The sequence below is a fragment of the Synechococcus sp. MIT S9220 genome (assembly GCF_014304815.1).
Taxonomy (GTDB): Bacteria; Cyanobacteriota; Cyanobacteriia; order PCC-6307; family Cyanobiaceae; genus Synechococcus_C.
In genome coordinates this window covers 1500589-1523531 of the sequence record NZ_CP047958.1, presented here as the reverse complement: position 1 = coordinate 1523531, position 22943 = coordinate 1500589, and the positions used below count along the sequence as shown (strand labels likewise).

Sequence of the window (22943 nt, the reverse complement as noted above, 5' to 3'; positions counted from 1 at the left end):
CTCCGATTGGATGACTCCAGTGTTGATGTTGTGTGGACCCCTGGGCAATCAGTGCAATCACGCATTGTTCTGGTTTGAGTCCTGCGTCAGGCTGAATTCATAGTGGCTACTGCTTCGCCGCGATGCCGTCTTGCGGAGTGATGCAGATGTTTCAATCTTTGGCCCAGCGCTGATTGCACCTGCTGGAGCAGTTCATGTCCCCATCCGGGTAGCTGTAACCAGCTTTGCGGGCATTCTTTTCAACTTCCGCTGGGCTTGAACCACTGAAGTTTCTGGTGGTTTTGGCCTCAACAGCGATGGTGGTTGCCAGCAAGCCAGTGGCAGTGACCAGAGCGATGCTAAATGCGCGCATGATGAGAGTGAAACGGAGTTGATCCTCTGGTTTTCAGGCATTCAGGTCAAGAAATGGCAAGCAATCGTGTGAAAGGGCGATCTCGATCCCAGGCTTGAGCAATGGGATTACTTCACTGTCCGCTCTGTATGGGCCTGGCTGTTTTGTCGGCGCTTCGCTTCTCTGCTCACGCTGTGATGGCCTTTCAGCTGGAGAGACAACGGCTGGAACGTTCGTCCCACGTTGATCAATCGATGGCAATGCTGCTGCGCATCTGATGCAGACGATTCGTGGTCACTGCTCCGAGACCACCCAGGCGGTTGCAGCCCTTTGGCGGAAATAGAGGTCAGTGAGTTCCCGAGCCAGAGATTGAAGCTCGTGCACATCAGTGGTGGCATCAATCATCCGCTTAAGCGACTCGGCTTCGAACTGCTGAGAAAGATTGACCTGCATGAGATAGCCGGTTGTTGGCGGGATCTTAAAAAAATGTCACGACCGTTCGCGAGAGCCCTTCTATGGCAGATCTGCGATGGCACTCGCGGTGGCCTATCGCGAGCGTCATGATGTAACAACTTCGTTACATATCTCCGATGACCCTCGGTGAGCTATTCCTGGAAAGCCTTTCCACAGGGGTGATTACAGAAGATGAGGTGGATTGGCTGGCTTCTCATCAACATGTTTTTTCGCGAGCCGAGGAGGCCGCTGCAGTCCGCCTGGGACGCTTGATGGACGATGGCGTCGTCAACCTCGGTTGCCGAGTTCCGCCTCAGTGGTTTCAGCATCGGGATGTGGTTGAACACTGGATTGAGCCTCTCGGTCGGCGGCGTCATGCGGCGCAGGCTTGATGCGATGTCGCAGCCGAGTGAATGAGCATCCGAGACGTGAGAGCGTGAATTCTTCAAGCATGCCGATGTGGACTTCACTGCGCTGCTCTTCGCCGGGCTGACAACGCTTTCTCTTTCTGTTGGTCAGCAGGAATCGGGGATCATTCCGTCAGGCAATCTTCAGAAACTGCCTGCTGTTGGAGCCACGTCCAGCTTGTTCCAATCCATTGAAGAGAGCGTTGTTGTAGAAGGCACCAGGTCAAAATTTCAACGGGCTCGATCCCTGATACGAGGATTGCCTGTGAATCAGGCGATGGCCCGTCTCGCTGAGTTCTTTCTTGGCAGCCCCTATTTGGCTATGTCTCTCGATCAATCCGGTCGAGAACAGTTGCGTCTCGACCTGACTCAGTTCGATTGCATGCTGTTTGTTGAACAGCTGCTCGCCATCGTGTCGGCTGATTCGTTTGATGGTTTCGCTGAACTGACCAGGCGCCTTCGCTACCGAAACGGCGAGATCAGTTATTGCACACGTCAGCATTATTTCCACGACTGGGTTGGCTCGGCGCAGCTTCAGGGATTGCTTGAGGCGTCTTCCGCCTGGCCTGGGCAGGCCAGGCGTTATCTGTCGCTCAATTTCATGTCGAGCCATCGCGATCGATACCCCGCCCTGCAATCGCCTGCTTTGTTTGATTGCATCGATGCGCTGGAGCAGGGAAGGCGGATTGATCAGCATTACCTGCCGCTTGCGGCGCTCAATGATGCGCTTCCCAGTCTTCAGTCCGGCGATATTTTTGCTGTGGCAACGCGGGTCGAAGGTCTTGATGTGAGCCACACCGGGGTTCTGGTTCGAGATGGTTCTCGGCTGGATGCCATCCATGCAGCCCCCGGTCGAGGCGTGATGCGTTCGCGATCATTCACCACTTACCTTCGCTCAGTGCCTGACGCAATCGGTGCAGTCATCGTGAGGCCGCAAAGGGTCAAGTCAGTTTCATTTCTGCGGCAATGAAGGGCTGACCTCGAAGTCCTGTCGTTGAGGATCTTTGATTGAAGACCAGATTGCCATCGTTGTGTCTGTGGTTTGTTGCCCTGAAGCCGTTCCAGAAATCTCGTTGATCTTCTGATCGATGGATTGATGCATTGCTCGATCAGTAGGCAGATGCCCTGATTTGCTTGCTCAGCAAGATGATTGATGTCGCTGTTGTTGAGCATTCCATCAAGCATGAGATTGTTGGTCACGCATTGAACGTGCCCAATACTGTGATGAGATCACTGCCGTATCAGTACGCGATTTCACTGGTGATTGGCCTTTGCAGCTGTTCGCTTTTGGACGGCGATTCCGGCGGCAAAGGTGTTTCTGGCACGGTTGCTGGAGTTCCGCCATCTCTGGATCGGCCTCCTCTGATGCGCCTGGGAGACAGCCGTGTCGCTGCTGCGTCGTTGGAGGTGATTCAGGCCTGTGAACAGCGTCTTGGCCTTGCTGCGGAAGATGTTCAGTTGGCTCACCCAACCAATTTCGGAGAACGCAAGGTCAGGGATTCGTGGGGACGCGTGTTGCAGGTGAAGCCGATGGTGATCGTGCTGCACGAAACAGTGATCAGCGAGCCTCAGGCCCTTGGCCTGTTTCAGACCAACCATCCGGACGATGATCAACAGGTGAGTTATCACATGCTGATTGGCCGGGATGGGCGGCGTGTGCGGATTGTTCCTGATCAGAAGCGAGCCTACGGCAGCGGCATGTCGGCCTTCGGTGACATCACGATGCGGGATCGGCCCGGCAGTGTGGGATCGATCAACAACATCGCTTTGCATCTCAGCTTGGTGACGCCGTCGGATGGTCGCGGCGACTCACATGGCCATTCTGGTTACACGAACGCGCAATACAAATCGCTCGCAGAGCAGGTGTTGCTTTGGCAAGCGACATTCGGGATCCCCATCACGCGCCTGACCACGCATGCGGCCGTGGATCGAAGTCGCAGTCGATATGACCCGCGCAGTTTCCGTTGGGATCGCTTTGACCCTCATTACAACCACGCAGCAGAGCTCTGTGGGCTCAATCAGTTCAATAACGAGCAGGCAGGTCCGTGAACGAACAAAGCCTGGGCGGAGTGATCTGCGCGGCATCTTCTAAATTCAACGCTGCTCTTGCATTGATGCCGTGCCGCTGATTCCCCGCTGGCGGTACATGACCGACGACAGCAAGGCGCTGGTTAAGCGTGGTGCTGTGAGTCTGCTGGTTGTGTTCGTCGCCGTGATTGTGTTGCGTGCACTGCTGCCCTGGGTGTTGCTCGGCGTGATTGCCTGGTTCGTCTGGTCTTGGGTTGCGCGGCGTTGATTGGCGCTGCCAGTCGACATCCCTTGAACGATGTCGATGAAGGTTCGTCGTTGTTGCGTGGATCAACGCGTTATCCATCGATGTGAATCACGCCACTGAGATAAGGGATCACACGGCCGCTGATCAACACTCTTTCATCCGCCAATGCGCAGTGAAGCAGTCCCCCTCGAGCTGAAAGCTGACGGGCAACCAGGCTTGCGCGATCGAGTCGATCAGCCCAGTAAGGCGCCAGGGTGCAATGTGCTGAACCGGTCGCGGGATCTTCTGCGATGCCGCATGACGGAGCGAAGAACCGGCTGACGAAATCAACGCCCGAGTCTGACCCTGGTGCTGTGACGATCAGACCCCGTCCAGGAAGAGCGGCGACAGCTTCCGAATCAGGCTTGATCGCCTCGACCTCACGCTCATCTGCGACCACCACCATCAGATCCATGGCCTGCAGACAGGCAATGACGTTGGTGCCAAGGATCTGATGGAGTCCGGTCGGGGTGGCGCACGGTTCCCCCGGCTGCAGTGGGAAGTCGAGAGTGAGCTGCTGTCCATTGCGGCGAACCGTCAGTGGTCCGCTGTTGGAGCTGAACTGCACAATCTTGAGGTTGGGTTCACGCTGGAACGCGACATGGCCAGCAGCCAAAGTGGCGTGGCCACAGAGATCCACCTCGCAGCTTGGAGTGAACCAGCGAAGCTCATAGTGCCCTTCGCTGCCCACATAAAAGGCGGTCTCGGAAAGATTGTTCTCAGAGGCGATCGCCTGCATCAGCTGACCCGGTAGCCAGGTCTGCAATGGGCAGACAGCGGCAGGGTTGCCCTGAAACGGCCCTTCCGCAAAGGCGGCGACCTGTTCGATTGGGATCGTCCCTGTCATGACCTGCTCAGCTGGATTCGTTGCGGGTGTGTTCATCGGCAGAGCCGCGTGATCTCTCCACCTGCGTGAACAGAAGCCAGGCCATGGATGCGAGGACTCCCCCGGTCCAGTGGCTGCGCAGCAGTTCCACGATCGCAACGGTGCTTGCGGCAATGCGTAGGCCTCGCAGCAGAATGTCCTGAAGCGCAGGCCTGACAGGCGTTGATTTGGCGGGCGTTTGAGGGTCCATCGTTGAGCAGCCTGTCACCGTTCAAGCGTCTGGCCGACTAATCAATGGCACGCTGATCCACACACGGGCTACACAATCTGTTACAAAGGGTGCACACGCGATTCTTCCCCATGGACAACGCAAAATTTGGTTTCTCCGCCTTCGCTGAGCAGTGGAACGGCCGTCTGGCAATGATGGGTTTCGTGATCGGTCTCGGCACCGAGCTTCTGACCGGTCAGGGAATCCTTTCCCAGGTTGGCCTCGGTTGAAATCCATCCAGGAGCATGATGTTTGGGCACCGGAAGATCGTGTTGGATACGTCCAACTGATTCTCTTCGGTGCGTTCATCGCGACCCTCGGAGTAGGTGCCAACATTGTTGTGAAATACCTATGGTCATCGCTGGACGCTCTCAGCAATTATTTTTGATTGAATTCATCCAGCAACCACGATTGCCGGTTTGAATGAGCCCCTGCTAAATGCAGGGGTTTTTTAATGGCAACTGCCGTTCTTTACCAAGGCAGCACTGTGCCGTTGGCGTGCCAAAAGCTGCCACTGTTCTCAAGAGTCAGTTCATCAATTCGTGCAATCAGTCCGTTAACAGAGTCCTCCGGGCTGATGCCATTGGGGTTGAATCTGATCATCCGAGTCTTGACCAGGCCAGGATGCAGTATCGCCACGGAAATGCCTTGGCTCTGCAGGTCTACTGCGAGCGATTTGCCAGCAATATTCAGCGCCACTTTCGACATCCTGTAGCCGTAAGAGCCCCCTGAGCTGTTGTCTTCGATCGACCCCATGCGGCTGGTCATCAGCACCAGTTTTGATCCTTCAGGCATCAACGGAATCAACGCCCTGGCAAGCAAAAGAGGAGCCAATGCATTGACCTCGAACTGCTGGCGGATGCCATCCGGGTCCAGGTCGTTCAGCCCCATCGACTGCAGGATCCCTGCATTGAGAATCACGGTGTCCAGCTGTTGGCCGGCCAGTCCGTTGACCAACGCAGCGATCGAATCTGGGCTGGTGAGTTCAATCCCTGATTCAACCCGTACGCCAAGGGCGTCCAGCTCGTCGCTGGACTGACGGCAGACCGCGATCACCTTGTCTCCACGCGTGTGCAGCTGTTGGCAATAAGCAAGACCGATTCCCCTGTTGGCACCGGTCACCAGAGAAGTCGCCAAGGGCCGAATCGCAGTTGAGCACCATCCTGCCGTCAGCATCAACGGATGGGGGTCTCTCCCATCGTCTCGGCTCGTAGTCTCTTTGCATTCGCTGAAGCGGTCGCCGTCGCGCGGTTTTCATGGGCTTTGATCCGCGCCAGTGGTCGCCGTCATCGTCAACCCGTGACGATCGCAACCGGCAGAACCACGCTGAACGCGTCACCAGCAATGTGGAAGCTTTGCTGCGGGAAAACGATGCTTTGCGCAGGGAGGTGCAGCGATTGCATCAGCAGCTTGATCGTTTGCAGCAGCAGCAGTGGCAGCGACCTCAGCGTGATGCGGACCGTGATTGGAACCGGCAACAACCATCAACTCTGGTGAACTCTGCGCAGGTGCAGCGCTGGGGAGATTCTTTAGCGATGCAGCCGGGTTGGAGTGCGTTGCGCCAGCACGGCCTTGAGCAGCTGATCGACCAGCTCAATCGCAGCAGCTTTCACTCTCAGCTCAGCTTGAGCCAGAGGCTTGACCGGGTGGTGAGTGGTCTTGGCACTGATCTGTTGGCTGCCGTGGGGGGAAAGTCCACGAAGAAAACCGCGGCGGTGCTGGCGGCGTTTGCCCTCTATGGGGTGCGGGCCAGTGAATGGCTTGATGAGGATCCACGCAGGGTGGTGGCGGAACTCCGTCACCGTCATCGGCAGGGCCAAGATCATCGCCAGGCAGGCAGCAGCGGTCGGCGAACACGCAGTGATCAACGAGCGACGGATCGAGAGCCAAGCGAGCAGGGGCGTACTGGATCGAGTGACGCGCGTTCCGAAGCGCTGTCGGTTCTCGGGTTGAAGACGGATGCCTCCCAGGAGGCCATCAAGCAGGCATTCCGGACGTTGGTCAAGGTGCATCATCCCGATCTGGGTGGATCGGCAGATGCTTTTCGCCGGGTTAATGACGCCTATCAGTTGCTGATGGCCTGAAGGCAACGCTGCCAAGCCATCCATTGCCCTGGCCTCATCGCCATAGCACTTCGATCGTGGCGCCTCCAGACATGTCGAAGCGGATGCCTGTTGTGCTGTTGCTGCGCTGATAACTCTGTCCCGCTGCGCTGTACGGGAAGTTGAATGTCTGGTCGCGGAACATGATGGTCACGTTGCCCTGGCGCTGGCTGAACCGACACGGACCGGATTGGAGCGGAATAGAAGGGTTGTGATGGCTCAGTTGGCAATGGGCGATCGTGCTGTCGGCATGAACCCTGGTGGCCACTTCAGTGATGACGAAGCCAAGGCTCAAGAGAAGCAGCCTGCAGGTGAGTTTCAGAGGATGTTGCAGAGGCATGAAAAAAGCCCTGACGGAGCAGGGCGTTGTGCCGGAGTTCGGCGGAACTCATCTGGCCACTTTCTGGCCCCGGTACACGAGTTCAGGACGCTCGCTGCTTTTGGCGACAGCGGTGTTCTGCGCGTACTTCTGGCCGCGATAGGTCAGTGTCATGGTGGTTCCTCGAAGCAAGCTCAGGTCCCCGTTCCATGGCCTGAGTCGTACTGCGCCTCGCCAAGGACGAGGTGAACGATGTTGAGAGTCTCAACACGATTTTTATAGCAGGCTGGTCAACAGTGAGGTCGTTCGCGCCGCTACACGGCGCGTTTAACTCTCCTCCGGAAGCGGGCAGGGCATCAACGGCAGGCAATCTCCGGAGGGGTTCAGCCATTCCTCGAATTCACTGCGAACTGCATCGGCGTCGACGCGACGGTCGGTGCTGTGCAGAACTCTGCAGCGCTGCCTGCTGTAATCCACCGCGGCTCCAATCAGTGCAATTGCTTGTTCTTTGGTCATGGAGTGCCAGCAGTTGGATGCATGCTTGACGTCCAGCCCGGCTTTGGTCGTGGCAATCGCGACAGTCTGTGAGTTCTGCGGCGTGGTTCGGCTACTTAAGATGAGGCCAGCGTTGGCCGCGACATGAATCCCAAGCAGGTGGGTGCCCTTCGACGGGCCGTGATCTATTTCCTGGTGGGATATGGCGGACTGACTGTGATCAACAACAGCGGTCTGGCTCCTGAACGGATGTGGCTGGCCTACACGCCCTTGTTTGTGGGGGTTTATTTCTTCGCGCGCTGGGCGGACGCCCGAATCGCCGCATCAGGCCAGACCAAGGACGAGTAAATGGTCGATGACGGTGTTGTTCAAGCTCCCAGGCTGAAACGCACAATCAGGTCGCCATTGTCGCTATCAGCTACCCCGGAGACGTCATTGATCCCGACTCCAATGTTGAGTTGATGTGTCGTTGATGTCGTTCAGTTGATGTCTGACTTTGGATTGTTCCCAATAAAAAATCCCCGCAGCAAGTGCTGCGGAGATGTTGTCCGTTGCTTCAGATGTGAATACAGCGATCAGCTGAGGCCCAGCACTCCGAAAGTGATCTGGCTGAGGATGCCGTAACCAGTCAGAGCTTCAGTGAGAATTCCGATCACGAAGCCGAGCATGGCAACGCGGCCGTTCAACAGTTCTGCGCGCACCAGTCGCTCACCTTTGATCTGGCTCGCAGCTGCATCCTGATACCACTGGTCTTGGGTGGACGTGGAAGAACTCATAACCTCTGTGCTTGTGAAGGAATATTAAGGGCTTGTGTAACGGAATGCAACGCATTCGATGGCGCTATGGCGAGATTGTCTGTCGGCCAGGGCATTTCAGCCCGATTGATTGATCAACTGCGACTTGAGATGAACCAATCCCGACATTTTTCCGTTGCTTCTCAAGATGTTCGTTTCAGCCGCACATCTTGATGGCAGATTCCTCGAGATCTTGTGTTTCAGATTGAAGAGCTCACTGACGCGGGCTGGCATCAGACCGACTTGCATGACACCAAGGACCACGCTCTTTGGCATGCAAGATCCAAAAGCGATGCAGATGGCCACACCTATCGGGTGATCAGTAGGGAATCGGGTCTTGTGTGTCTGATGACCAGGAATGGCAGTGAATGCTGGGAACTGGATTGAATTCCTCCACCAGGTGTTCACTGTTGACGACCTTCGCTTTGCCTGTGATTGCCCTTGGCTCGCTGGGACCTGCCAGGGCGGATCAGTGGTCGCGCTGCCTCTACAACAACCAAAGCATTGACTGCAGGCGAGCCTTTCTGTGCAGCGGTGCTCCCTGCGGCGTGTTCAAGCTGGAATGGAAAGACGGTGCGAGTGATGTGTTCACTCGCTACAAAGACGGTGTTGCGCGCAATGTCGGCTTCTACAAAGACACACGAGGCGGTGAATGGATGCTGCGTGGATTTGCAGGTTCTTTCGGGCTCAGGAATGTCGACAACGGGAACGCCATTGTTTATGACATGACTCTTTCAGAGTGCAGGCAATCGATGCTGGAAGATTTCTGCAGCTGATCACTCCGAACCGTCATCCCCAGATGTCAGCCTCCGAGAGGGGCTCGAGGTATCCGTTGGCGTCGTAGCGCCGCACGATCTGATGGGTTTGCCCCTGGGGAGTGATCCAGCGCAGGCCGCAGGCCGTGGAATCTCCCATTTGCCGATCTCTGGCATCGAGCAACAGCTCCACATGCGGCTCGGGTTGCCAGATCACCCAGTTGCCGCTGGTCCTTGTCGTGCACTGCAAAGGCTGAGCCGGTGCCACTGGTTCACTGTCTTGCCTGGTTTCAACGATGTAGACCACCTGATCAAGACCATGAAATCCATGGCGTGCAACAACCCGCCGCCTTTCTTCGCCATGGACGACGCTCAGTTCACCGACCCAGGCCAGAGGAGTGATTGCACTCGGGCCGAGTGACCAGCCGCCACTTGAATTCACCTGCATCGTGAACGGCACGGTTTCGAAATTCATCGACCGCTGCTCTCCGGAGGAGAGATAGGTGAGGCAGTTTTCGATCACGCCATCGCGTTCCTGCACCTTCAGCGATGTCGGGAAACGATCGTCCTCATTGCCGCTGCTGCCCAGCCGAATGAAGCACCCCTTCCAGTGTCCGCTGTTGTGCTGCAGCAGCGCAGCGCGGGGGTCATGCATGGCTTCAAGTGGTGTTGGTCGACCACCAATCGTGGCGGTCTAAGCGGTCAGCCGTGATGCATCCAATGCGGAAGGCCGCCCCTTCCGGATGGAAGAGACGGCCTAACTCGCTCGTTCTCGCAAGGTTTCACTCCATCAACGTCGGTGAAAGAAGGAGTGCGAAGCAACTGGCTGTGGCGTCCCTGGGGCCATGACGTCCAGAGGTGGGGCTGATGCGGCTCCGGGGCACCTGCGGCGGTGCAATGGAGTGTCGATCGACGTGGCGCACCTGATGTCTGCCTGTCGAAGGACCAGCCTCACGGATGGGTGGAAACTGTTGGAGCAGGGGGCCGGAAAGTCAGAAGGCTTCTGCGTTCTGGTTGGGTGGAGTGTCGGCTGTCATCAGCGCCTCCGATCTCGATGAAGACAGTTTTGGTGTCGGTCGCTACAAAAGCAATGAGCATGAAGGCGCATTGCCTGATCCAGGTGGATCCCTGGAGAGTGAAGACGGCGTGCCTGGTTCTGAGATGAGGCCACGGGCTTTTCGAGCGTTGTCGGATGCTGCAGCGCTGGCAGCAACGGTTCTGCTCGTTTCCTGCACGGGTGGAGAGGCTATGAAGCGTTTTGAGTTCAATCCCGACGCGATGGGTGCCCAGGTGGCGACCGTGGATGTGCCCGCAGGTGGAGAGCTGAGTTTCTGGAACAGTCTTGATCTCAGCTATGAGCAAGGCAGTTCTGTGACGTTCAGGGTCTCGATTCAGCCGCAGGATGCGTCCAGTTCCACAGAGGTGGAGTGTGATGCTCTCGACCCGTCGATGACGTTGATGTCAACGAAGACGCAGCTGCAGGATCGTGTCAATCAATCCTGGAAAGTGGCGCGAATGCGGTGTGAATACGGCCCCACCGCTGGGGATCAACGGCTGCAGGTCACCGCGGTGCCCGTTCTGTCCGGTTCGGTTGAGATCAGGCGACTGGTTCTCGAACTGAAGCGCTGAGTTTTACGCTCCGTGCCAATAAGACAGCCCCTGAGGCTCGCGATGCATGGCTTTGCAACTTCACTCGGCTGAGTTTCTGCATGACGATGGACTCACCTATTGCATTCGGCGTGAGTCGCTTGATCAGGACTTCACGATCTATGAGAAACGAGATGGTGATTGGGTTGATTGTGGTCTTGATCAAGCTGTCAAAGACCTCAATTTTGCTGAGTTCAAACGCCTTGGATTGCTGATCAAAACGATCATGGACGCCGACCGCTGGGTCGCTTAGTTGATTGTTGATGTGGGAAGCAGTGGAGGAGTTGTATCTCTTGCTGTCTGGACAACCGACCCTGTCCAGGCGGTTTTCCCCCTGTGAAGATTCCGGTCGCTGTAGGAAACTTGTTGCGGTTGAGAAGTTCATGAGAGCACCAGTTCCTGAGGTGAAAACCTTGGGAACTTTTTTATGAAGCGCACGTGTTTTTCCAGTGATGGCAGAAGACGATGGAGTCTTGCTGCTGCACAGCCCCTTGCTGGAACCGGAGCTGATCACGCCACTGACCGCCCTCAGGGTCGATGAAGCCGGTCGGCTCACCTATATGGGGCAAGACGGCTGCCGGCGCGTGATCGTCGGCGACCCTGATCTGCTGGACAGACTCACGCAGAATGATCCAATCATTGATGAACAGTGAAGCTGAGCGGCTTGATTGGGGCGCGTTCATCTTCATCGATCAACAGCTGTGATCTTCAGGGCCTTGACGGTGACGTTTAAGTAGGGAAGCATTTCCCCCTTCCATGATTAAGGGCGTCTTTGGGTTTCTAAAGTCGTTGTTTTTCGGAGAATCCGATCAACAATTGGCCACGGATGATGCTCAATCTTTGAAGCAGCGAACGCTTCAGGCGGTTGCCTCCGAACAGCAGGATCTGGTTCACAAAGGGCCACGCGGAGGTCTTTACCGCCTGGACGCCAACGGCCGGAAGATCTATCTCAGGCAGAGCTCGCAGGCCGCAGGCAAGCCTCGCCGAGCCAGGCGACGTCGGCATCATTCCTCCAAGGCGTCCTGACGGCTTGCGCAGAGTTTTCATTGGCGTGGTGTCACGCTCACCACCAGCCCGTCACGAGGGGTCGGGCTGGGAATCTGCTTCAACGAGAGATCTTGATCGGGCACGAGACGCAGCTGCAGCTTCTGGATCAGCCCCACGGTCATCAGCCTGATCTCCAGTTCGGCCAGGGCCTTGCCCAGGCAGACCCGCTCACCGCCTCCGAAGGGCAGCAGGGTTTGAGTGAACGACCCATCCAGATGGCGCTGCGGCCTGAATGCGGCGATGTCAGATGAATCCTCTGCGGTTCTGGAACCCAGCACCACCTGAATCACCCGATCCTGGGGAATCTCCACATCGGCCAACCGGATCGGCTGCAGATTGCGGCGAAAAAAACCTCCCACCGGTGGCGTGAGCCGCATCACTTCCAGAACCGTGGCATTCAGGCGGGGTGATCGATGCGAGGCCTCGAAAGGCCAGTGTGATGACAGCAGCTCTGGCAGAAGCCATTGCTCCACGTCTGGGTTGAGCAGCAGAGCACGGAACAGACAGCTCAGTGATGATGCCGTTGTCTCATAACCAGCGAACAACAGCAGCAATAACTGCTCCACGAGGTCGTCGTCATCCAGTGGCATGTCGACTTCATCGAGCCCGCCGCTGAGCAGATCCAGCCCTCCCTGGCTGGAGTCGCTGTGTTGCAGCACCGTTTTCAGGCGGGTGAGCAACCGCTCCCGTGCAGCCAGTGCCCGGGCAAAGGGACTTCCCGGTATCGCCAGTGGAATGGAGAACAGGGCCTGGGTCCAGATCTCGAAATCAGCGAACAGAGCATCGCGATCGCTGGCGTCCAGCCCCAGCACGGTGGTGGCGATCACTGCGAACGCGAAGCGTCGCATCCTGGCGGCCAGAGGCTGCGGAGTCTCAGACTCCTGCAGCTCATGGATCAGTTCCTCGATCAAACACTGGATCGATGGGGTGTAGCGGCAGAGTGCACCGCTGGAAAACAGCTGCCCCACCACGCGGCGGCGGGCTTTGTGAGCGGAGCCGCTGCGGTTGGCCAGCGACCGGCTGCCGAGCAGTTGACGCACGCTGTCTGGCCACCAACCCTCGAGGGCTGCTCCCTGCTTCAGCAGATCGGAAATGGCCCGTTCACCCTGGATGAACACGATGCGCTGAGCCAGCAGGCGGGTCTCAAAGACATCGCCATGGGCTGCAAAGCGTTTGCTGGCGAAGCCAGGGTCACTGAAGAAGTCGAGCGTTTCCCTGAGGCCCGTGACAGCACCGGTGCTGGGACATGTCGCGACGCTCATGGAAGCTGATTGGTTGCCACGAGAACCTATCGGCCTCACTCAACGTTGTGGGTCAAGTGCTGTCGTTGATGGCCGCCTGAAGACTCGTGAACTGAGAATCAGGGCGATCAGGAATCCCAGGAACTGCACCATCACCACCGAAGGACCTGAGGGAAGGTTGGTGAGTCCGGATGCCAACAACCCCAGCAATGCGCAGGTGCCTCCCAGGATCGAGGAGACGAAGACGTAGATCGGAAAACGTCGACAGAGCAGACGGCCTGCGCAGGACGGAATCACAACAAAGGCGCTGATCAGGAGCACGCCAACCGCCTTGATCGACACCGCCACAACCACGGCGAGCAGCACGATGAAGGCCAGTCTGTGCCATCGGGTCTGCACACCCACCGCACCGGCAAGATCCTGATTCAGGGTGAGCAGCACCTGTGCACGCATGCTCAGGCTCAGATAGATCAGTGCCGCTGCCAGCAAAATGCCGATCACGATCAGGTCGAGACTGCTGACCCCGAGGATGTCTCCAAACAGCAGCTGGCGAATACCGCCCCGATAGCTCTCCACCAGACTGAGAAATAAAATTGCAGCCGCAAGAGACGATGAATACACAATGTTCAGCAGGGCATCCGTGGGGAGGGAGCTGCGCTCCACCAGCTGATTCACCAGGATGGCGAACACCACCGCAAAGGGGATCAAAACCAGCGTGGGATTCACGCCGATCAGGATTCCCAGCGTGATGCCCAGCAGGGCGGAATGCCCCAGGGCATCGCTGAAAAACGACAGTTCCCTGAGCACGGCGACACTGCCCAGCAAACCGCCAAGCGCTCCAGTGAGCAGACCGCCGATCAGCGCGCGCTGCATGAAGGGTTCGGCCAGAACAAGCGCCAGCGCTTGAGTGTCAACCATGACACTGATGCCTGTACGGAACCATGTTGGGTCCATACAGATCAACGAGTCGTTCAGCAGTCAGGGTGTGGTCCGGTGAACCACTGCAGCAGAGGCGACGGTTCAGTCCGAGAACCTGGTCGCTGCTGCGGCGCACCATGTCGAGGTCGTGGGAGACATGCAGAACGGTCCATCCCTCCTGACGCCGCAACTCCAGCAGCAGCTGCTGAAAACGTTCGTTCGATGGCACATCAAGACCTGCCTGCGCTTCATCGAGCACCAGGAGTTGACGGGGCCGCACAACGCAGAACGAGAGCATCACGCGTTTGAGCTGCCCCCCAGACAGTTCACTGAGAAGACGGTTGCGCAGATCGATGCAACCGGTGCGATCCAGGGCCTTCTCGATAGCACTTTTGCGTTTGCGATGTTGCTGCCAGGGCCAACGTGGCCCTGGCGGGTCAAACCCAAAGCCGACGAATTCGGCCACGCTTAAGGGGAAACGACCCTGCAAGGCCAGACTCTGCGGCACGTAGGCAATCTGAGATCTGATCGCACCGGGAAGTTCGCCGTTGGCTGAAAGCTGTTCTCCGAGTATCTGAACGTCTCCTTCCTTTCGTGGCAGAAGCCCGAGCAATGCAGCTACCAGAGTGCTCTTACCAGCACCGTTAGGGCCAACCACAGCGGTCTCGCTCTCACTCTGGAGTTCGAACGAGACCTTGTCCACAGCGAGGCGACCTGAACGTTCAACCGACAGGTCGCTCACTACCAACACCGGGCTGGGCATCAAACGTCAGTCCCCAATGGCTTTGACCAGATTGTTGACGTTGAAGCGCATCACCTCAAAGTAAGTTCCAGGCACTTTGGCGGACTCTGCTGAGCCGGTCTCCAGAGGGTTGAATTCAACGATATTCACCCCGAGATCTTTCGCCAAGGCATTGAAGGAACGCTTGCCCTCCTGAGGCTCGCTGAGCAGGGCTTTGAGGCCTGAAGCTTTGACCTGAGCGGCCACCCGTTGCAGATCGGCCGGGCTGGGATTCATCTCGGGAAGGTCAACCAGGAATTCTGCTTTCAGCGAATAACGGTTGGCGAAATAGGTGGCGAAGTCGTGAAAGGCCACAAACGTCTTGCCGCTGTGGGGCTTGAGCTTCTCGGTGAATTCCGTGTTCAGCTCATTGAGCTTGGCGGTGAACTGCTCTGCATTGTTCTTGTATCCCTCAGCACAACTGGGATCGGCTTTGACCAGACCATCTCTGATGTTCTCGACTTGCTGAGCGGCGCGAACCGGGTCTAGCCAGATGTGGGGATCGTATTCACCATGGCTGTGTCCATGGCCGTGGTCGTGGTGCTCATCGGCGTGATGGTCGTCGTGGTGATCATCGTGATGGTCGTCGTGGTGACCACCTCCAGCCGCTTTGATGGTCTTCACTCCAGTGCTGGAGTCAATCACCACCAGATCCTTGTTGTCAGCGGAGCTGATCAGATCATCAAGGAACTCCTCCATGCCGAGCCCGTTTTTGACCAACACGTTCGCGCCACTGAGGTCCGTCAGGTCGGATGGTGTGGCCTGAAAGTCGTGGGGCCCCAGGTTGGGTGGGATCAAGGCCGTGACATCTGCGCAGTCACCAGCCACCGCTTCCGTGAACAGTGTGATCGGCAGAAACGTGGTAACCACTTTCACTCCTTTGCTTTCGGTTGCATCGGTGTTGTTGACACCAGGAGCACCGCAGGCCACCAGGCCAAGCAGAAGCGACATTGCGCTCAGACGCGAAAACACAGAAGCCATTCAGTTCTGAAAGCCAGGGCGGGTTTGAGGTTCAGAGCTCGATCGAGCTCACTAATGAAAAATGATAATCATTATCGCGGCGGTTGACCGTGCTCACTAGCGTTGTGAAAACACGCTGCTCAGTGTAGATGTATCAAAAAGTACCCGTTACGATTTTGACCGGCTACTTGGGGTCTGGAAAAACAACTTTATTGAACAAAATACTCAGTGAAGAACATGGTAAACGCATTGCTGTCATTGAGAATGAGTATGGGGAAGTTGGCATTGATCAAGGTCTTGTGATCAATGCTGATGAAGAGGTCTTTGAGATGTCGAATGGGTGCATTTGTTGCACTGTGCGAGGGGATCTGATCCGGGTTCTTGGCAACCTGATGAAACGACGAGATAAATTCGACTACGTCTTGGTCGAAACGACTGGGCTTGCGGATCCTGGGCCAGTTGCGCAGACATTTTTTATGGATGATGAGATTCGGGATGAATTCATGCTTGATGGAATTGTCACGCTCATTGATGCTGCGCACATTGATCAACAGCTTGAACGAAGCAATGAAAGCTCTGAACAAGTGGCGTTTGCTGATGTCTTGATCCTCAATAAATCTGACCTTGTTCCTGAGGAATCACTGGTGAAATTGGAGTCACGCCTGCGAGACATGAACACCATGGCCCGTGTAGTGCGTAGCACTCAGGCTGAAGTGCCTGTTGAAACGGTGTTGAATCTAAGCGCCTTTGATCTTGACCAGATTCTGGAGCGTCGCCCCACCTTCCTTGAGCCGGAGTACCCCTTTGAGTGGACCGGTGTCTACCAGCTTGAGCCAGGGAAATACGAGATGACTCTCGATGATGGACCAGACCCTGAGATGTCTCTGGTTGCCATCCCCGGGCAGCAAGCTGATGAAGATGCGCTGAAGCAGAGCGCAGAGCAGTGCGTTCGGCTCTTCGCCCAGGCCGCGCAATCCATCAAGCCAGGTGATTCGATTGCTGCCAATCAACATCTCAGCCTGGAGTTGGAGTCGAAGGGGACGAAGTCGTTTCTGTTTGAAGTCAAGAACGCAGAAACGATCGGTTTCTATGCCCAGCACACGGCAGCGGAATTTGACCTGAAGATCATCAAATCTGGGCAAGCGGTGAGCCCGATCAAAGAGCGCGTCTGGGTCGCAGAGCACGAGCATGACGACGAGGTCGGTTCCATCGCCATTGAGCGTGAGGGCAATGTTGATCCTGAAAAGCTCAACCAGTGGATTGGAACACTGTTGGCGGAAAAGGGCGTTGATATTTTCCGGACCAAGGGATTCATCAGTTACAAGAACGAATCCCGCAGAGTTGTGTTTCAGGGGGTCCACATGTTGTTCACCGCCCAGCCGGGGCAGGAGTGGGGAGATGCGCCGCGCTGCAATCAGCTCGTGTTCATCGGCCGTAATCTCGATGAGGCCCAGATGCGCAAGGACTTTGACGAATGCCTGATCTGAAGACGTTTGCCCCCCAGGGCATGCTTCATGAGGGTTGGACTGCCCAGGTTGATGACTACGCGTTGGCCTGTGGATGGACGGGTGATGGAGACAATCTGCTGGTCGGTGATGTTGCCGGAGGACTGTCTCTGTTTGCAGGCAAGACCGGTGAACTGATCTGGACCAAAAACAACATTCACCAGGGCGGTTTACTGGCTTTGGCGATTCATCCGAAAGGGGATCGTTTCGCCACATCCGGCCAGGATGGATGCGTCTTGATCTGGGACAGTCTGCAGGGGGAAATTCTGCACTCGATCAAGCCTGGACGAGGCTGGGTTGAGCATCTGGCCTGGTCAGGCAGTGGCGACATGCTGGCGGTTGCCGCATCGAAAAATGTTCACATCTACCAACCTGATGGTGTTGAGAAATGGTGCACTGAGGAACACCCCAGCACCGTGAGTTCGATCGCCTGGTCGAAGCCCGATGAGCTCGCCACCGCTTGTTATGGCAAGGTCAGCTTCTTTGACATCACCAGGCGACAAGTTGCGCAGGAATTGAGATGGCAGGGATCACTGGTCTCCATGGTGCTGAGTCCCGGCGGAGACATCGTGGCCTGCGGCAGTCAGGATAATTCCGTGCATTTCTGGCGCCGTTCAACCGGCAAGGATGCTGAGATGACCGGCTATCCAGGCAAGCCCAGTCAGCTGGCGTTTGATCAAAGCGGTCAGTTTCTGGCCACCGGTGGCAGTGACCAGATCATTGTCTGGAACTTTCAAGGTGATGGCCCTGAAGGATCACTGCCTGGTCAGCTTGTGCTCCACCCCGAAGCCATTTCCACCCTGGCTTTCGCGCATGAAGGACGGATCCTGGCCTCAGGTGCAAGGGATGGATCGGTGTTTGTCTGGCTGCTGGATCACAATGGGGATGGAAATCCGCTGGGGGGAGCCTTCACTGCGGAGAAGATCAGTGCGGTGTGTTGGAAGCCGGATGACACCGCTTTGGCGGCGATTGACTCCGATGGTCGAGTCTCGGTGTGGCCATTCAAAATTCGTGGCTGATCTCTGATCCAGCTCTCTGTTGGGCATGTTTGAACTTCCCCAACCCATACAGCGCAGCAGGATCCGGCATGTGCTGGGTCGAGAGTTTCATATTGCAAAACGAAAGGTCCACTGGTTGATGGGAGGCCAGACCTGGGCTTCACGCTCGGACTCCCTGTTGATCAACCATCTGAAGTTCAGTCATCAGTCGTTGATTCTTCGCCCATTGCCAGGAGTGGATCTGCAGCTTCAGCACAACAAGCGCAGGAATCTCGAGTTGGCTATCGCCCGATTAGATCGAGTTGTGTTGCGTCCGGGTGACACATTTTCAGTGTGGAAGCTGGTGGGTCGGCCGACCAGACGCAAAGGCTATCTCGATGGTTTGGTTTTAAAACAGGGAAGGATTGCTCAAGGTCCGGGTGGGGGACTTTGCCAGTTGGGAAATCTTTTGTTCTGGATCGCAGGGCACAGTCCACTCACGATCAGCGAGCGTTGGCGGCATGGCTTTGATGTTTTTCCTGATGTGAATCGATCGATTCCTTTCGGGGCTGGAGCAACATTGGCTTACAACTATGTCGACCTGCAGTTGACCAATCACACGGCCTATTGCTTTCGCATCCACTTATGGCTGGATGAGACGCATTTGCATGGTGAGCTCTTCTGTGACACCAACTATTCATCGACTTACAGCCTGGAAGAGCGCCATCACCAGATCAAGCAACAGATCTGGGGCGGTTATTCCAGGCACAATCAGATTTTCCAGATCCGGCATGATCTGGATGGTTCCAGCTCAGACAAACTGCTGGTGGAAAACCATGCCCTCATGATGTACGAGCCGTTGTTGACAGCAGCTTGAGCCAGGTGCTGTGGTTGTGGCTAGCTAGTTGAAGTGACCTTGATCTCTGCCCATGGACTGGATGCTGCTGCTGTTGATTGCCGCTTCCCATCTGGCCAGCGCCTTCCTGGCCGCGACGATTGCGCGGCAGAAGGCTCGCAACAGCCGGTCGTGGTTTGTCGCCGGTCTTCTGTTCGGGCTGCTGGGCCTGATCGGGGCCGCAGGAATTCCCGATCGTCATCAGATCGTTTTTCTGCGCCATCTCGCTGAAGCTCAGGGATACAGAAACAGGCGTGGATCCGGGGGCAAGGCAGGTCAGTCTCAACGCTGAACCGTGCCGCAGCTGCTTGCTTTCGTGGCGTCGGCTACCGGTTGATCACGGCGATGGAACCCGGATCTCTGATCTGTCATCGACCACACATCAGCGTTGGTTCAGCTGCGGTGTCATGCCACCACCTGTTGCTGATCCATGGCTTCTGCCTCCTGCTCTGAGAGCGCCTCCTCCAGTCGATCCATCAACAGTTGTGCGGAGGATTTCTGTGGGGAGGGTTTGGTCTGCGTGCAGTTCTGGATGAATGGCTGCTCCCAGGTCGCCCATGTGAGTCGCTCTGCTCTCGGTCGCTACCGCCGTGATCTGCTGGCGACAGGGGCTGTGCTGTTGAACTGAATGATTAGAGCTTCGGCGTTGATGTGGACTCAGCTACCTGTTCCCAGTGGTTGTCTCTGGGCTGATTGCAGTTGAATGGGCAATCAATGTCCTGTTGAGGCCAAGGACTCGACTTTTGTTGATTCGGGTGTGATGTACTCACAAGAGATTTGATCGTTGATGATTGGTGCGATTACAGCCACTGGGACTGGTGAATCAGGTACGTCGGCATCAAGGTCGATTTCAAGTGTATCGAGATCCAGTGTCAGTGATATAAAACCGTCCACATAGGATATTTCCGCTGGGGACATTGTGAAGACAAAAGCGTTGTCAGAAATTTCTGTTTTAAAGTTAATCATTTCTAGATTGTTGGAGATATCGTTGTATTGACTTTTTGGAATGAAAGAGGCGAAAGGTACTTCGTCTTTAAGGTTGAAATCGACGAGAGATTTGGTCTTTTTGTTGTAGCTGAAGACTTCTCCTGTTAGACGGTCAATATGAAAGTCAAATCCAACTGAGTTTGCAGAGCAATAAACGCGTTTGATTGTTCCGCTATTGAAGGCGATGTTCTGGTTTGGGATTGTGCACCCTGTGCATAGCAGTCCGATCAAATAGGCTGACAATCGCAGGCTGTTCCATCGGTTGTTGGTCTTCACAGTGACTTGCTTTGCACGTTGGTCTTAGCGATTGATGACCATATCATTTTTTTGTTTTGCCATATTCGGGTTCTTTTGAAATCTGGCTCTGATTCTTGTATGGAGAAGAATCCGATTCGGACTGCTTTGCTTGTTGGATTGTGTTGTTGCGACTCTCAGCGAAACATCGCATACGGCCTTGTAGGAAGTTTGAGTATTGCTCCAGGGTCTGGGGCTCTGAGCTGCTCTCCTTTGTGATCTGGATACGACAAAATCATGAATCGTCATGGGTCGTCATGGGTCGTCATGGGTCGTCATGGGGCTTTGTGTGGGCGTTGGATATGGACTCAGAGGCACCCCAGCAATTGGTTTGAACCGGCGTGATGGATCTGACGGCTCCCTTTGACTTCTTTTTCGTCGCAGCCCTGTTGTTGGTGGCCACCGCTTTTGCCGCCTGCGCTGGTTTGCTGATTGCCCTGGTGGGGTTGCAGCGGGTGTTTTCGATCGCCCCTTGTCTGGAGGCAGCGCCGGAGCTCGATCCAGCGGACACCTCTCTGTGTGTGGTGATTCCCGCCTACAACGAGGCCGACAACATCGCTCCTTGCCTGAGCAGTGTGCTGGCCAGTGATCCTCCCTGCCGTGACTGGCAGGTGCTGGTGGTGGATGACGACTCCACGGATCTCACCGCCGAACGAGCCATGCGCACAGCAGCTGCGAGCACAGCCAGTGATTCGAACGCTGCTGGGCTGCCGTTTGAACTGCTCAGGGCCGGCCCCCGTCCCGCCGGTGAGCGTTGGGTGGGCAAGAACTGGGCCTGCGCCCGAGCGATGGAGCAGGTGCGCAGCCACTGGGTGCTGTTCATCGATGCCGATGTGCGTCTGCGGCCCGAGGCCTTGCGCCGTGCCCTGGCTCAGGCCATCCGGGAGGAAGCGGATCTGTTCAGCCTGGCGCCACGGCTTGGCTGTGGCTGCCTGGCGGAATGGATGGTCCAACCGATCATGGCCAGCCTTCTGGGTCTGGGGTTTCCGATTGAGGCCACCAATGACCCTGATTCAGAGGTGGCGTTTGCGGCAGGGCCTTTCATGCTGTTCCGCCGCAGTGCCTATGAGGCCATTGGCGGGCATCGCGCCCTCGCCTCAGAGGTGGTGGAGGACCTGGCCCTGGCAAGGGGCATCAAGGGGGGTGGCTTCCGCTTGCGCTACCTGCTCGGTCTGGACGCAGTGGATCTGCGCATGTATGCCGATCTGCCATCCCTCTGGGAGGGGTGGACCAAGAACTGGTTGATCGGTCTCGATCGCGACGTGGCCAAGGCACTGGCTGCCGCCGGTGTGGTGGTGCTGATGTTCAGTGCACCCTGGCTGCTGCTGCCTTCGTCGCTTGTCTTGCTCTGGCTGTTGCCCCAGCTATCGCTCTGGTGGCTGCTGTTGTTGGGGTTGTCATTGCTGGGGATTGGACAGCAGTTGGCCCTGCGCTTCTGGCAACGCCGGCGCTTTGATGTTCCGCTCACCTACTGGTGGTTGATGGGTGCTGGCGGCCTGCTGCTGGGGGCGATCGGACCGGTGTCGGTGTGGCGCACGCTTACCGGCCGCGGCTGGACCTGGAAAGGTCGGCAGCTGGCCTGATCAGCCTCAATCACTGATCACCTGTGCTGGTTTCTGAACGTCTTTCCCAGACTGCCGACTCTCGGCCTGCCAGGCCTCCAATACTTCCGGGAAGTGCTCTTCAATGCAGCTGTCGCAGATGCCATGGGAGAAGTTCAGGGTGCTGCGTTTGGCCAGGTACTGATCGAGATGGACCCAGCTGCCACGCTCATCCTGGGCTTTGCGGCAGTAGCTGCAGGTGGAGATGATTCCCGATGGCTGGCTCTCAGAGCAGAACGACTCGAGCAGATTGATCGATCGTTTCCTCAGATCAAGGAACGAAACCACCTGTCGGGACAGGGCTTCCATGATCTGCATCTGATTGCCTGAGAGCTGGCTCGGCTTGCGGTCGATCACACACAGGGTGCCGATGCGGTGCTCTGCATCGTTGTTGAGCGGAAAGCCGGCGTAGAACCTGATCTTTGGATCGCCGCAGACGAGCGGGTTATCGACAAAGCGATCGTCGCGAAGCGCATCGGTCACGATCAGAGGCTGGTCGGCGTGGATGGCATGGGCACAGAACGACCAGTCTCTGGGGGTTTCCTCGGCTTCAATTCCCACCTTTGATTTGAACCATTGGCGCTCGCTGTCCACCAGGCTCAGCAGTGCAATCGGTGTTTCGCACACCAGAGAGGCCATGTGTGTGATGTCGTCGTACGACTGCTCAGGGCGCGTGCCCAGAATCCTGTATTCACTCAGGGCCTTGAGGCGTTCCTGTTCGAATTCAGGGATGAGAGCGGTTTTCATCGCCTGGCCCAGTGGACCTCAAGGTATGTGTTGTTGACAACCTGTGCTGTTGCAGCAATGGAAGTTCACGGCGTTTCAATAGATGTATGAAGTTTCGATGTGAAAAGGTGAGAAATACCTGCTCTGCTGTATTGACCAGGCTGGTGAATGACGATCAAACAGTGAACGGTGTTGCTGCATTCGTTCTGGCTGAAATCGTTCTTGTGTTGTGATGATTCACCGCGACTCTTGATCGCTGTCAGGCCGAATCCTGCGATTTCAGCAGTCCATTGCATCACT

36 protein-coding genes are annotated in these 22943 nt (G+C 56.5%); 19 read left to right on the top strand and 17 right to left on the bottom strand.

Features of this window, described 5'->3' with window-relative positions:
- Positions 1-151 precede the first annotated feature (151 nt).
- A complete protein-coding gene (locus tag SynMITS9220_RS08350) occupies positions 152-352 on the bottom strand; it encodes a hypothetical protein (RefSeq protein WP_186988563.1) in 201 nt (66 codons plus the stop codon).
- 101 nt (positions 353-453) lie between these two features.
- Between SynMITS9220_RS08350 and SynMITS9220_RS08345 the strand changes: the two genes are divergently transcribed.
- Positions 454-609, top strand: coding sequence for a hypothetical protein (locus tag SynMITS9220_RS08345; protein WP_186988562.1), 156 nt, complete (start codon positions 454-456; stop codon positions 607-609).
- A gap of 16 nt (positions 610-625) precedes the next feature.
- Here the strand turns inward: SynMITS9220_RS08345 and SynMITS9220_RS08340 are convergent, their stop codons facing one another.
- Positions 626-784 carry a hypothetical protein gene (locus tag SynMITS9220_RS08340; protein ID WP_170951883.1) on the bottom strand — a complete coding sequence of 53 codons (159 nt, stop codon included), beginning with the start codon at positions 782-784 and terminating at the stop codon, positions 626-628.
- Between the two features lie 137 nt (positions 785-921).
- Between SynMITS9220_RS08340 and SynMITS9220_RS08335 the strand changes: the two genes are divergently transcribed.
- From SynMITS9220_RS08335 to SynMITS9220_RS08320, 4 genes are all read left to right on the top strand, one after another.
- Positions 922-1176 (top strand): hypothetical protein, encoded by a 255-nt coding sequence (locus SynMITS9220_RS08335; protein ID WP_186988560.1) that lies wholly within the window; start codon positions 922-924, stop codon positions 1174-1176.
- A 67-nt stretch (positions 1177-1243) separates the two neighbouring features.
- Positions 1244-2161, top strand: a complete 918-nt coding sequence (locus tag SynMITS9220_RS08330; RefSeq protein ID WP_186988558.1) for an N-acetylmuramoyl-L-alanine amidase-like domain-containing protein — start codon at positions 1244-1246, stop codon at positions 2159-2161.
- A gap of 254 nt (positions 2162-2415) precedes the next feature.
- Complete coding sequence (locus SynMITS9220_RS08325) at positions 2416-3240, top strand: peptidoglycan recognition family protein (RefSeq protein ID WP_186988556.1); 825 nt, start codon at positions 2416-2418, stop codon at positions 3238-3240.
- A 70-nt stretch (positions 3241-3310) separates the two neighbouring features.
- A complete protein-coding gene (locus SynMITS9220_RS08320; protein WP_170951882.1) occupies positions 3311-3487 on the top strand; it encodes a hypothetical protein in 177 nt (58 codons plus the stop codon).
- Between the two features lie 70 nt (positions 3488-3557).
- On the opposite strand, the gene SynMITS9220_RS08315 is transcribed toward SynMITS9220_RS08320, so the two are convergent.
- On the bottom strand, positions 3558-4352 hold the full coding sequence (locus SynMITS9220_RS08315; RefSeq protein WP_186988554.1) for a PhzF family phenazine biosynthesis protein: 795 nt from the start codon (positions 4350-4352) through the stop codon (positions 3558-3560).
- 7 nt (positions 4353-4359) lie between these two features.
- Positions 4360-4581 carry a hypothetical protein gene (locus SynMITS9220_RS08310; protein WP_186988552.1) on the bottom strand — a complete coding sequence of 74 codons (222 nt, stop codon included), beginning with the start codon at positions 4579-4581 and terminating at the stop codon, positions 4360-4362.
- A gap of 110 nt (positions 4582-4691) precedes the next feature.
- On the opposite strand from SynMITS9220_RS08310, the gene SynMITS9220_RS08305 reads away from it, so the two are divergent.
- On the top strand, positions 4692-4829 hold the full coding sequence (locus SynMITS9220_RS08305; RefSeq protein ID WP_066908436.1) for a high light inducible protein: 138 nt from the start codon (positions 4692-4694) through the stop codon (positions 4827-4829).
- Between the two features lie 241 nt (positions 4830-5070).
- Here the strand turns inward: SynMITS9220_RS08305 and SynMITS9220_RS08300 are convergent, their stop codons facing one another.
- Positions 5071-5736 (bottom strand): SDR family oxidoreductase, encoded by a 666-nt coding sequence (locus SynMITS9220_RS08300; RefSeq protein WP_186988550.1) that lies wholly within the window; start codon positions 5734-5736, stop codon positions 5071-5073.
- 119 nt (positions 5737-5855) lie between these two features.
- Here SynMITS9220_RS08300 and SynMITS9220_RS08295 point away from each other — a divergent pair, with 119 nt between their 5' ends.
- Positions 5856-6683, top strand: a complete 828-nt coding sequence (locus SynMITS9220_RS08295) for a J domain-containing protein (RefSeq protein ID WP_186988548.1) — start codon at positions 5856-5858, stop codon at positions 6681-6683.
- Between the two features lie 34 nt (positions 6684-6717).
- On the opposite strand, the gene SynMITS9220_RS08290 is transcribed toward SynMITS9220_RS08295, so the two are convergent.
- From SynMITS9220_RS08290 to SynMITS9220_RS08280, 3 genes are all read right to left on the bottom strand, one after another.
- The gene (locus tag SynMITS9220_RS08290) at positions 6718-7041 is read right to left on the bottom strand and encodes a hypothetical protein (protein WP_186988546.1); all 324 of its coding nucleotides are present in this window, start codon (positions 7039-7041) and stop codon (positions 6718-6720) included.
- A gap of 48 nt (positions 7042-7089) precedes the next feature.
- On the bottom strand, positions 7090-7194 hold the full coding sequence (locus SynMITS9220_RS08285) for a DUF4278 domain-containing protein (protein WP_136975611.1): 105 nt from the start codon (positions 7192-7194) through the stop codon (positions 7090-7092).
- A 153-nt stretch (positions 7195-7347) separates the two neighbouring features.
- Complete coding sequence (locus tag SynMITS9220_RS08280; protein ID WP_067093064.1) at positions 7348-7536, bottom strand: hypothetical protein; 189 nt, start codon at positions 7534-7536, stop codon at positions 7348-7350.
- Positions 7537-7659: 123 nt separating this feature from the next.
- Here SynMITS9220_RS08280 and SynMITS9220_RS08275 point away from each other — a divergent pair, with 123 nt between their 5' ends.
- A complete protein-coding gene (locus tag SynMITS9220_RS08275; protein ID WP_115126788.1) occupies positions 7660-7863 on the top strand; it encodes a hypothetical protein in 204 nt (67 codons plus the stop codon).
- Positions 7864-8090: 227 nt separating this feature from the next.
- On the opposite strand, the gene SynMITS9220_RS08270 is transcribed toward SynMITS9220_RS08275, so the two are convergent.
- A complete protein-coding gene (locus tag SynMITS9220_RS08270; protein WP_186988544.1) occupies positions 8091-8291 on the bottom strand; it encodes a chlorophyll a/b-binding protein in 201 nt (66 codons plus the stop codon).
- A 428-nt stretch (positions 8292-8719) separates the two neighbouring features.
- Between SynMITS9220_RS08270 and SynMITS9220_RS08265 the strand changes: the two genes are divergently transcribed.
- Positions 8720-9085: a hypothetical protein gene (locus SynMITS9220_RS08265; RefSeq protein WP_186988542.1), complete on the top strand. Its 366-nt coding sequence runs from the start codon at positions 8720-8722 to the stop codon at positions 9083-9085.
- A 13-nt stretch (positions 9086-9098) separates the two neighbouring features.
- On the opposite strand, the gene SynMITS9220_RS08260 is transcribed toward SynMITS9220_RS08265, so the two are convergent.
- On the bottom strand, positions 9099-9719 hold the full coding sequence (locus SynMITS9220_RS08260) for a DUF3598 family protein (protein WP_186988540.1): 621 nt from the start codon (positions 9717-9719) through the stop codon (positions 9099-9101).
- 302 nt (positions 9720-10021) lie between these two features.
- Here SynMITS9220_RS08260 and SynMITS9220_RS08255 point away from each other — a divergent pair, with 302 nt between their 5' ends.
- The 4 genes from SynMITS9220_RS08255 to SynMITS9220_RS08240 all read left to right on the top strand — a co-directional run bounded on the left by SynMITS9220_RS08255 (position 10022) and on the right by SynMITS9220_RS08240 (position 11737).
- Positions 10022-10693, top strand: a complete 672-nt coding sequence (locus tag SynMITS9220_RS08255; protein ID WP_186988538.1) for a hypothetical protein — start codon at positions 10022-10024, stop codon at positions 10691-10693.
- 46 nt (positions 10694-10739) lie between these two features.
- Positions 10740-10964 carry a hypothetical protein gene (locus SynMITS9220_RS08250; protein WP_186988536.1) on the top strand — a complete coding sequence of 75 codons (225 nt, stop codon included), beginning with the start codon at positions 10740-10742 and terminating at the stop codon, positions 10962-10964.
- A 199-nt stretch (positions 10965-11163) separates the two neighbouring features.
- On the top strand, positions 11164-11364 hold the full coding sequence (locus SynMITS9220_RS08245; protein ID WP_186988534.1) for a hypothetical protein: 201 nt from the start codon (positions 11164-11166) through the stop codon (positions 11362-11364).
- Positions 11365-11467: 103 nt separating this feature from the next.
- Entirely contained in the window at positions 11468-11737 is a 270-nt protein-coding gene (locus SynMITS9220_RS08240; RefSeq protein WP_255482991.1) for a hypothetical protein, read from the top strand.
- A gap of 17 nt (positions 11738-11754) precedes the next feature.
- On the opposite strand, the gene SynMITS9220_RS08235 is transcribed toward SynMITS9220_RS08240, so the two are convergent.
- From SynMITS9220_RS08235 to SynMITS9220_RS08220, 4 genes are read right to left on the bottom strand one after another with little or no spacing between them, the layout of a single operon-like run.
- Positions 11755-13020 (bottom strand): cytochrome P450, encoded by a 1266-nt coding sequence (locus SynMITS9220_RS08235; RefSeq protein WP_186988532.1) that lies wholly within the window; start codon positions 13018-13020, stop codon positions 11755-11757.
- Positions 13021-13059: 39 nt separating this feature from the next.
- Entirely contained in the window at positions 13060-13917 is an 858-nt protein-coding gene (locus tag SynMITS9220_RS08230) for a metal ABC transporter permease (RefSeq protein WP_170951880.1), read from the bottom strand.
- Entirely contained in the window at positions 13910-14680 is a 771-nt protein-coding gene (locus SynMITS9220_RS08225; protein ID WP_186988530.1) for a metal ABC transporter ATP-binding protein, read from the bottom strand. Before SynMITS9220_RS08225 ends, SynMITS9220_RS08230 begins: the two co-directional genes overlap by 8 nt.
- 6 nt (positions 14681-14686) lie before the next feature.
- The gene (locus tag SynMITS9220_RS08220; protein ID WP_255482990.1) at positions 14687-15649 is read right to left on the bottom strand and encodes a metal ABC transporter solute-binding protein, Zn/Mn family; all 963 of its coding nucleotides are present in this window, start codon (positions 15647-15649) and stop codon (positions 14687-14689) included.
- Positions 15650-15807: 158 nt separating this feature from the next.
- On the opposite strand from SynMITS9220_RS08220, the gene SynMITS9220_RS08215 reads away from it, so the two are divergent.
- The 5 genes from SynMITS9220_RS08215 (at position 15808) to SynMITS9220_RS08195 (ending at position 19663) form a co-directional block, all read left to right on the top strand.
- Entirely contained in the window at positions 15808-17145 is a 1338-nt protein-coding gene (locus SynMITS9220_RS08215) for a GTP-binding protein (RefSeq protein ID WP_186988526.1), read from the top strand.
- Positions 17133-18182 (top strand): WD40 repeat domain-containing protein, encoded by a 1050-nt coding sequence (locus SynMITS9220_RS08210; protein WP_186988524.1) that lies wholly within the window; start codon positions 17133-17135, stop codon positions 18180-18182. Before SynMITS9220_RS08215 ends, SynMITS9220_RS08210 begins: the two co-directional genes overlap by 13 nt.
- 25 nt (positions 18183-18207) lie before the next feature.
- Positions 18208-19017 (top strand): VanW family protein, encoded by an 810-nt coding sequence (locus SynMITS9220_RS08205; RefSeq protein WP_186988522.1) that lies wholly within the window; start codon positions 18208-18210, stop codon positions 19015-19017.
- Between the two features lie 52 nt (positions 19018-19069).
- Positions 19070-19327, top strand: coding sequence for a hypothetical protein (locus SynMITS9220_RS08200; protein WP_186988520.1), 258 nt, complete (start codon positions 19070-19072; stop codon positions 19325-19327).
- A 138-nt stretch (positions 19328-19465) separates the two neighbouring features.
- Positions 19466-19663, top strand: a complete 198-nt coding sequence (locus SynMITS9220_RS08195) for a hypothetical protein (RefSeq protein ID WP_186988518.1) — start codon at positions 19466-19468, stop codon at positions 19661-19663.
- 83 nt (positions 19664-19746) lie between these two features.
- Here SynMITS9220_RS08195 and SynMITS9220_RS08190 read toward each other — a convergent pair whose 3' ends face one another.
- Positions 19747-20265, bottom strand: coding sequence for a hypothetical protein (locus SynMITS9220_RS08190; RefSeq protein ID WP_186988516.1), 519 nt, complete (start codon positions 20263-20265; stop codon positions 19747-19749).
- A 395-nt stretch (positions 20266-20660) separates the two neighbouring features.
- On the opposite strand from SynMITS9220_RS08190, the gene SynMITS9220_RS08185 reads away from it, so the two are divergent.
- Positions 20661-21899 (top strand): glycosyltransferase family 2 protein, encoded by a 1239-nt coding sequence (locus SynMITS9220_RS08185; RefSeq protein WP_186988514.1) that lies wholly within the window; start codon positions 20661-20663, stop codon positions 21897-21899.
- Between the two features lie 6 nt (positions 21900-21905).
- Here SynMITS9220_RS08185 and SynMITS9220_RS08180 read toward each other — a convergent pair whose 3' ends face one another.
- Positions 21906-22664, bottom strand: coding sequence for a GAF domain-containing protein (locus SynMITS9220_RS08180; protein ID WP_186988512.1), 759 nt, complete (start codon positions 22662-22664; stop codon positions 21906-21908).
- A 65-nt stretch (positions 22665-22729) separates the two neighbouring features.
- A complete protein-coding gene (locus tag SynMITS9220_RS08175; protein WP_186988510.1) occupies positions 22730-22939 on the bottom strand; it encodes a hypothetical protein in 210 nt (69 codons plus the stop codon).
- Between the last annotated feature and the right edge of the window lie 4 nt (positions 22940-22943).